This is a genomic window from Rheinheimera sp., assembly GCF_036568245.1.
GTDB lineage: Bacteria > Pseudomonadota > Gammaproteobacteria > Enterobacterales > Alteromonadaceae > Alishewanella.
Window position 1 is genome coordinate 1 of sequence record NZ_DATCSY010000327.1, and the last position, 8,286, is coordinate 8,286.

9 protein-coding genes are annotated in these 8,286 nt (G+C 47.0%); 2 read left to right on the top strand and 7 right to left on the bottom strand.

Features of this window, described 5'->3' with window-relative positions; translation table 11 throughout:
* Nucleotides 1-225: YdbL family protein (locus VIN66_RS14670; RefSeq protein WP_331924675.1), on the top strand; the 225-nt coding region annotated here is incomplete at its 5' end.
* 81 nt (nucleotides 226-306) lie between these two features.
* Nucleotides 307-2,181 (top strand): tetratricopeptide repeat-containing diguanylate cyclase, encoded by a 1,875-nt coding sequence (locus VIN66_RS14675; RefSeq protein ID WP_331924676.1) that lies wholly within the window; start codon nucleotides 307-309, stop codon nucleotides 2,179-2,181.
* A gap of 38 nt (nucleotides 2,182-2,219) precedes the next feature.
* Here VIN66_RS14675 and VIN66_RS14680 read toward each other — a convergent pair whose 3' ends face one another.
* The 7 genes from VIN66_RS14680 to VIN66_RS14710 form a co-directional block, all read right to left on the bottom strand.
* Nucleotides 2,220-3,683 (bottom strand): carbon starvation CstA family protein, encoded by a 1,464-nt coding sequence (locus tag VIN66_RS14680; protein ID WP_331924677.1) that lies wholly within the window; start codon nucleotides 3,681-3,683, stop codon nucleotides 2,220-2,222.
* A 473-nt stretch (nucleotides 3,684-4,156) separates the two neighbouring features.
* Nucleotides 4,157-4,771, bottom strand: a complete 615-nt coding sequence (locus VIN66_RS14685; RefSeq protein ID WP_331924678.1) for a DNA-3-methyladenine glycosylase I — start codon at nucleotides 4,769-4,771, stop codon at nucleotides 4,157-4,159.
* Between the two features lie 11 nt (nucleotides 4,772-4,782).
* Nucleotides 4,783-5,073, bottom strand: coding sequence for a YciI family protein (locus tag VIN66_RS14690; protein ID WP_027957499.1), 291 nt, complete (start codon nucleotides 5,071-5,073; stop codon nucleotides 4,783-4,785).
* Nucleotides 5,073-5,666, bottom strand: a complete 594-nt coding sequence (locus VIN66_RS14695) for a TetR/AcrR family transcriptional regulator (RefSeq protein ID WP_331924679.1) — start codon at nucleotides 5,664-5,666, stop codon at nucleotides 5,073-5,075. Before VIN66_RS14695 ends, VIN66_RS14690 begins: the two co-directional genes overlap by 1 nt.
* A gap of 194 nt (nucleotides 5,667-5,860) precedes the next feature.
* The gene (locus VIN66_RS14700) at nucleotides 5,861-6,418 is read right to left on the bottom strand and encodes a GNAT family protein (protein WP_331924680.1); all 558 of its coding nucleotides are present in this window, start codon (nucleotides 6,416-6,418) and stop codon (nucleotides 5,861-5,863) included.
* Between the two features lie 83 nt (nucleotides 6,419-6,501).
* A complete protein-coding gene (locus VIN66_RS14705) occupies nucleotides 6,502-7,389 on the bottom strand; it encodes an SH3 domain-containing protein (RefSeq protein ID WP_331924681.1) in 888 nt (295 codons plus the stop codon).
* Nucleotides 7,390-7,488: 99 nt separating this feature from the next.
* A complete protein-coding gene (locus VIN66_RS14710) occupies nucleotides 7,489-8,202 on the bottom strand; it encodes a GNAT family N-acetyltransferase (protein ID WP_331924682.1) in 714 nt (237 codons plus the stop codon).
* Between the last annotated feature and the right edge of the window lie 84 nt (nucleotides 8,203-8,286).

Here is an 8,286-nt window from a genome sequence, read left to right on the forward strand (position 1 = left end):
GGCGAGCAGGCTAATGGTTATTTGGGTGCGGTGCAAAATAACAGCGAAGCAAACGACATTGTAAAGCTGATCAATGATGCGCGCCGAGCTGAATACGCCAAGCTGGCCAAGCAAAACAGTATTGCCGTGGCCGATGTAGAAGCGATGGCCGGTAAAAAGGCGCTGGAGCGCACCAGTTCAGGCCACTACATACTGCTGGATGGTAATTGGGTAAAAAAACCCTGATTGCTGAATTTGTATTACAGTAGTAGGCAAATAACCAGCAGCTGCTAAGCTATTGACAGGCTGCAAATATCAGGGCGATGTATGGCAATTAAGCGGTTTCTCTGTGCACTGACTGTACTTTGCTGTAGTTGCGCGCATGCAACGCCTGAGCAGTTTGATGAACTGGTGCATCAGATTGAAAGCGGTCAGCGTTATTTTTTCAGCCTGATCGACTTTCAAACCACCTTACAGGAATTAGAAACCACACTGCCTGCCAATGACCCGGTACGGCGTAATATCTTTGACAGAATGCGCTGTATGCTGGGCTTTTTTGACCAGCCGCAAGAAGGCATTGAATACAGCGATACGCAACTCGCTGCAGCCAAAGCTCGCGGAGACAGCGCAGCGTTAGCCGATTACTATGTTTGCCGTTATTACCTGTTCAGCCAGCTTGGGCAAGCGCAGCAGGCAGAGCAAAACGCACAGTCGGCATATCAGGCCGCCAGCGACAGCGAAAACCCCCTAAGCATTGCTATCAGCCTCAATCTGCTTGGCAGCATCGCCTCTTATCAGGGCAATTACGCTGATGCCATGCAGCACTATGTTACTGCTTACCAATTGCAACGCGGTTTAGGCTACAAACCTTACATCAGCGATTTAGTGTTATCCATAGCAGCCACCTACCGACGGATGGGGCTGTATCAGGATGCGCTGGCTTACATTGAGCAGGCCGAGCAGGAATTCACCTCGCCAGATGAGCAATTTCGCCATGCGCTGATCATGCACGAGAAAGCGTATTCCTATGCTGAACTTGGCCAGTATCAGCAAGCGCTACAGTTGTTCGAACAGTCAATGGCCGTGTACCAGCAGTTAAAAGAGCCGATGTGGCGTACCTTCACTAAAGTAAATCTGGTGTGGATTAACAATTTGCTTAAGCGTTACGACATTGCAATGACACTGGCAAAAGAGGCTCAAAGCGAGCTGGACACGCTGCAAACCTACGATATGTCGTCTGTTGCCACCTACCGCGGCTTGCTGGCGATGTATCACGGCGAAACCTTACTGGCATTACAAAAAACCTCTGAAGCGCTGGCGCAGTTTACGCGTGCCGAAACGGAGCTCAGTAACGATGACAACCCACGTTATATGCTGATGTTATATAAAGCCAAAGCAGCGGGCCTGGCGGCAGCTGGCAGGCATGGCGAAGCCTATACGTTATTAAGCCAATATCTGGAAAGAACTGCAGTACAACAGCAAAAAGCCCGCGAGCAGCAAAGTAATTTATTGCGGGTACAGTTTGATTCTGTCCGCCAGCAAGAGCGTAACAACCAGCTAAAAGCAGAAAAGCAACTGATAGAGCAACACGTTACCGCCTTAGAAACAGCACAGCGCTGGCAATACGCGGCTCTTGGCCTAATTGTGCTGATGCTGGTTATTCTGCTGGCGTTTGCACTATCACTGAAAAAACGTAATCAGCGTTTGCACCGCCTCGCCATGACCGATGAGCTGACCAATGTCGCTAACCGGCGGCGCATTATGATGCAGGCCGAGCAGGAACGGGTTAAAGCCATTGACACCAAAGCTGAGCTCAGTTTTCTGATCCTCGATTTGGACCATTTTAAGCAGGTCAATGACTGCTTTGGCCATGACGCCGGCGATATAGTGCTGCAACAAATGTGTATCACCGTCTGCGCCATGTTGCGTGAACAAGACAGATTTGGCCGCACCGGCGGTGAAGAGTTTTTAATCGTATTACCTGATGCCAATGCGCAGCAGGCAGAAATCATTGCCGAACGGCTGCGTCAGGCGATAGCAGCGATTGCCTTTACAGGCTATGACAATTTAGCCGTCACCTGCAGTATAGGTATCAGCCAGTATCAGGCGCCGGAAGCACTGAACAGCAGTTTGTCACGCGCCGATAAAGCGCTGTATCGGGCCAAAGCAGAAGGCAGAAACAAAGTAGTTTGTGCGCAATAAAAAAGGCCGTAAAACGGCCTTTTTTAATTCTGTTAACGTTAGGCGTGCGCTGGTGTACGTTTTTGGTGCGCAACAAATAAACCGATAAGCACCAACACGGCGACCGCTACACCAATAGGCTTGCTGTAAGTAGCTGGCAGGTTAAAACCAATACCCGCCGTGGCAATATACGCCACTGTAATTGCCGTACCAATTACCGCAGGAATACTAGCAATCCAGTGGAAAGTGCCACGGTCAAACAGGTACTTAGTTGCTAACCACAATACGCTGGTCGACAACAGCATGTTAGAGAACGCGAAATAACGCCAGATAAGAGAGAAATCCAGGAACGTCATTAAATAAGCAATACCCAGCAGCGGCACGGCTAACAGCAAGCGGTGCAATGTGGTCTGCGAAATATTAAAGGCATCCATAATGGTTAACCGTAATGAACGAAATGCGGTGTCGCCTGATGTGATTGGGAATATCGCAACAGCCAATATTGCCATTACACCACCAAACACACCAAGGTAACTGTTCGCAATATGGTTAACCACTAAACCCGGTCCACCCTGCGCCAACATCGCTTTTAACTCGACATAGCCGCCTGGGAAAGCAGAAATACCGGCTAATGCCCAAACGCAGGCAACAATACCTTCACACATCATGGCGCCGTAGAACACTGGGCGCGCATACTTTTCATTAGTAAGACATCTGGCAATCATCGGTGACTGAGTAGAATGAAAGCCACTGATGGCACCACATGTAATTGTCAGGAACAGCAACGGCCAAATAGGCGCGCCATCCGGGTTAGGTGTTAAAAAGTCATGGTGTTCGTGCGAGTCAAAGTAAGCAAAGATATCGTTTACCTGAGGTAAATGTGGTGCTTCCAGCAGTATTGAAATGGCAATAAGGCTGGTCATCACAATCATTAACGCACCAAACATTGGGTATAACTTAGTGATGATTTTATCAATGGGTAATAACGTCGCTAAAAAGTAATAGGCCAGAATCACCAATACCCAAAAGGTATTACCCGCCAGAATCGTACCTTCAAAGAAAGATAGGTTACTCAGTAAGCCTGCCGGGCTCATAATAAAAACAACACCAACGAAGAACAGCAACATCGCAGTAAAAATCAGCATAAAGCCTTTAAAAATCACATTGTAATAATGCCCGGCTATTTCGGGTAAGCTCTTACCGTCTTCTTTTAAGCTCATTACACCAGAGAAGTAATCGTGAACAGCTCCGCCGACAACGTTACCTATTACAATCCACACTAGTGCAACAGGGCCATATACAGCACCTAAAATAGGACCGAAAATTGGCCCTACCCCCGCTACATTCAGAAACTGAATGAGGAATGCTTTTACAGGATGGATGGCGACATAATCAACACCGTCATGCAGACGCGCCTGAGGCGTGACAGCGCAAGGATCTATGGCTGCTTGTTTTTCAACAAACGGGCTGTACAGTTTATAGCCAAGTAAGAGTATGGCGATACTGATAAAGAATATTAGCATTACGCAGATTCCTCGTTGTTTTATAGTTTGCCAACCTGCATCAGCGCAGAGTTATGCAATATTATGTAGGGCGCCGCAGCTTAGCATGGAAATATTTAGGGTAATACTAGCCTATAGTCGAAGTGACGGATAACGATTGGCGTGCATTCGCTTCACGTTACGTCGATGTCAGCTGATATTTTCAGACAACAAAAAAGTACCTGAAATAAACGGGTGCAGTGCCGAAAGGCTCAGCCTAGAAAAAGTGCATTTACAGCAAATAGAGCAGAATTTTGCCAGACTGCCGCTATACAAAGTGGCGCTGCAGGCAACCGATATTTAGGGCATTGGCGCCTTGCAGCATATGGCAACGTTGCTGGAGCAAGCCAGCTTATAACCGGCTGCTATGAGCGAACCGCGGACGTTAGCGCTTGGCTCTGCGGCGTGCCGGAGCGCAGCGTAGGCACGTCCGGCAGCAGCCACTTGTTAGGGCATTATACGCGCCCTGGACGCCTGAAGTGACTGCGTGCCTGTTTGACTTTTGCCCTGAACACACATCCCTCAGAATGATCATTTATAAGGCCCATTGCCTGCATAAAGGCATAGACGGTTGTGGGGCCAACGAATTTCCAACCCTGCTTTTTCAGAGCCTTCGATAGTGCAATGGACTCCTCTGAAGTTGATGCTGTCTGTGGCTCAGGCAAACTATCCTCATCTGGTTCGAATCGCCAGAAGTAAGCGGCCAGCGACCCTTCCTGCGCCACAAGCTCTATCGCCTTTTTTGCATTGTTGATCACAGCTTCTATCTTTCCGCGATGCCTGACAATGCCTTCATTCTTCAATAATTGCTCAATATCAAAATCATTGTAGTTCGCCACTCTATTGAAATCGAAGTTGGCAAAGGCAGCACGGAAATTCTCTCGCTTGGCTAGAATTGTTCGCCAACTCAGGCCGGATTGAAAGCTTTCGAGGCACAGTTTTTCAAACAGCCTGATATCGTCATCAACTGGATAGCCCCACTCATTATCGTGGTATTCAAAGAACTCAGGAGCAGCCGAACACCATCTGCAACGCAATTCTCCGTCAGGGCCTTGAACAGTAGAGTTCATCGCTCACTCCCTCACTTGGCCAGAAGAAAGCCCAGACGCTCATCTGCTTTTTTTGGCTCAATTTCAAGTATTTCTGCCGTAACGACATTCTCGGCCACAAATGGGTCTTGATTAACTCGGCTCTCAAGAGCTTCTCTTGACTCACCATGAGCAAGAACAGAACCTCCAAGACCGGGTTGAAGACTACCAACTACCAAGAAAACCTTATCCTCAAACCCCCGCCTGATCCACTGATTATGACCTTCCATAAAATCACTGGCCTGATCCTTATTTTCTGAGAACCGCAAAAGAACGACAAACATTAAAGCACCTCCGATTGATTGTTGGTTGCAGTTGTAAAAGAGGATAACCAGTCGTCCAGACGGTTTACCTCACTGTGAATGAATTTCTCATCCTGGAATGCACTAGAAAGTGTCGCTACTCCTTGACTGAAAGCGAGTAGGTGCATTGCCAACTCATCGGCGTCATCAGAACAGCCAAGTTGCTCGAATTGTCGGCGCAACCAAGTTCTAAATAACGTAAACAACTCGTTTGCGTGGCTTCTTGCGGGGTGATCCAGCTTGGCAAGTTCCGTACAGAGCGTCCCTACCGGACAGCCATAACGCTTAATTTTGGCGCGATTCATTACCAGAATATTGATGAAACTGCGGATACGATCAGCTGGCGTGTCGCCTTCTAGCTCCCAGTTATCGAGCATTGAATTCGTGCGAACAAGACGATGACTGATTACGGCATCTAGGATTTCGTCCTTGGTCTTGAAGTGGTAGTAGAAATTTCCTCGGGAAATGCCTAGAGCTTCCGCAATCTGCGCGAAAGAGGTGTGCTCAAATCCCTGCTCATAGAACAGCTGATCTGCCTTATCGACAATGCGATCCCTTGTTAGCTTATTGGCCACCAAAGCGCCTCCCAACAAATATTCAAACCTATAGGACAATCGTCCTATTTTTAAATTTAGGACAACTGACCTAATGTGTCAAGAGGTAATTACGGGAAGGTTGATGACTGAGTGCTCTGGCGCCCTAACGCCCCGCGCATGCGCGCGAACTTGTGAGCGTCGCTGGGGCCGCAGGCCCCGAATGTCGCGGATTGTTATGTTGTACTGAACTCTGAACGGAGCAAGCCGAAACATTTGAGATCATGATACTTGTTCTTCCAATATCCACACTCACGCCGAAGCCCTTCCTCTTTAAATCCAAGCTGACGAAGCAATGATTCAGAGGCGCGATTACCTGGAATTGTATCTGCTTGAATCCGATGCAATTCACCACACGGAAGCTTTCCTGCAAATCCAGCACTAATAATGGCGCGCACAGCTTCTGAGGAATAACCTTGTCGCCAAAACTCAGGATGCAGGTCATAACCGATAACGGCATTACGCATTTTACTGTTCCACGAGTTAAACCCGCAGGTGCCTATCAATCGACCAGATGACCTTAACCGAATGGCCCACCTGATACCCTGCAGCTCTTCATATCTGGATTTAAAAAGACTAATCAAATTAGCCGCTTGGCTATACTCGCGAAACACATCTAAATCGTAGTATTCGACCACAGATGGATTGGAAAACAAATTAAACAGCCCAGCTTCATCATCAACACGAAGTTCTGTAAGTAATAGACGTTCAGTTTCTAGTGATGGAAATACCATCTAAATTCCTTTTTCACCAACGCCGTGCTCTGGGGCAAACCGAAGCGCAGCGTAGGTTTGTCCCTAGCAGCACTTTGTTAGGCTTATTTCGACTCGGTAATATTCGCTTCAAATAGACCACTTGCGTTTGATAAGCAGCGAATATTGTATTTAAGCTGAAGGTTGAAGCTATTTTTAGCAGTAAATGATGACATTACAGTAGTGTTTCCATTTGGATGTTCTGTAACTGCCAAATCCATGAACTTAGAAAAATCTACTGTGCTCGGATGGGTGGCATTGCTCTTCGCGTAGTTCTCGCACTGCTTTATAGCGACAGATTTATCAATATGTTTTGTAGCAGTCAATTTGGAGCCTGCTTCGACGTCCGATTTGGAAAAAAATGCGTTAAATACATTTGAGCCAGAACCACAAGTCACATAAAAAACAGGATTCGAGGCCGTTCCTTTGCTAGATGAAATATATGCAGAGGACGGGTCTATTTTTTTACAGCGAGAATTTTCTCGGTGAACCTTATTAACTCCGGCAATAATTATGCTTTTGTAGGGCTGAGTCTTTTTGTCGAAGTAGAAATCCGCCTCTGTAAATACCTCAGAACCTGAGGAATCCAATTTTTTTCCTCGCAAAAATTTACTGGATACCCAACCACGATGAGACTGACTTAGGTAATCTGGGTCTGTAACGTGGATTTTAGACCAACCGCCTTGTGAACATTCTTCGTATACGGTCACTGAATTGTCGATTGTAATATATTGTGTTGTCTTCAGTATGCGGGTTGCCTTTTCGTTGACAAGTTTATCGTAACTTGTTCCCGGCCCACTTCTTACGCTTATTCCTGTTCCGTTAACTTTATATGATTTTCCCGTTTTGCTAGATTCTCCGCCGCAAGGTTGAACGCCAGCATTTACCCCCGAAGCAAACAATCCTATGGCCGATAATACGGCAAAGACAAAAATATTTTTTCCTACTCTCATTCTACTCTCCTGATTTTGAAGCCTAACGCCGCTCAGCACGCGCGGTTGCGGAATGAAGGCGCAGCCGCAATGTAGTAACCGTCACCGTGGCTGGCCTTGTTAGCCATTTTCTACCAAGGAGCCGATCTTATCCCATACAAACCAGTATGTTGGAACAACACTACCATCTGGAGCATTCCATACACTCTCTTGCGCGTTACGAGCCCCAGCCGATTTATAGAATGCTTGCGCTTTTACATTCTCTTGGTTCACCAACAAGCACAAACCTCCGATTGGCTCCTGTTGGTGACACCAACGGAAAACTTCGATCAAGAGCGACTTTCCGATGCCTTTTGATTGATGGGCTTTGCGTACATGCAAATTATCCAAGTAGGAGCCCCATTTGGAATTCTCAGCTGCATATACACACGCGAACCCCAGGATTTCTCCGCCCTGCTCAGCAACGACCACATGCTGGTTAGGCTTTGGCATATCAAGCCGGCTTGCCCACACCTCATTTCGTTCTTGAGGTACGACATCCGAAAGATATTGCGCAGTTAAGGCATTTTGATACGTATTACGCCAACTCGTGGTATGTATATCTGCGATACTCTGAGCATCGCTTGCCAATGCTGCTCGAATTTTCATATAGGACCACTCTCCTTGTGTGGCTAACATTTTATTATTGCGCATGCTCATTTTCTCATTTCCGATAGAGGAAACAAACCTTAGCATGCCGTTGTAAAATAAAGACATTTTCCAGGTTTTCGTTCTTTCAACCCGGCAAAACGAGCGTGCGTTATATTTCTGACGCTGTGCATTATATTTCTGCACCCTTCAACCGTAAGTACCTAATTTATAGCATGTAAATAAAACCCGCAATTCGCTTATGCGCAATGTTAACGGGATATTTGACCA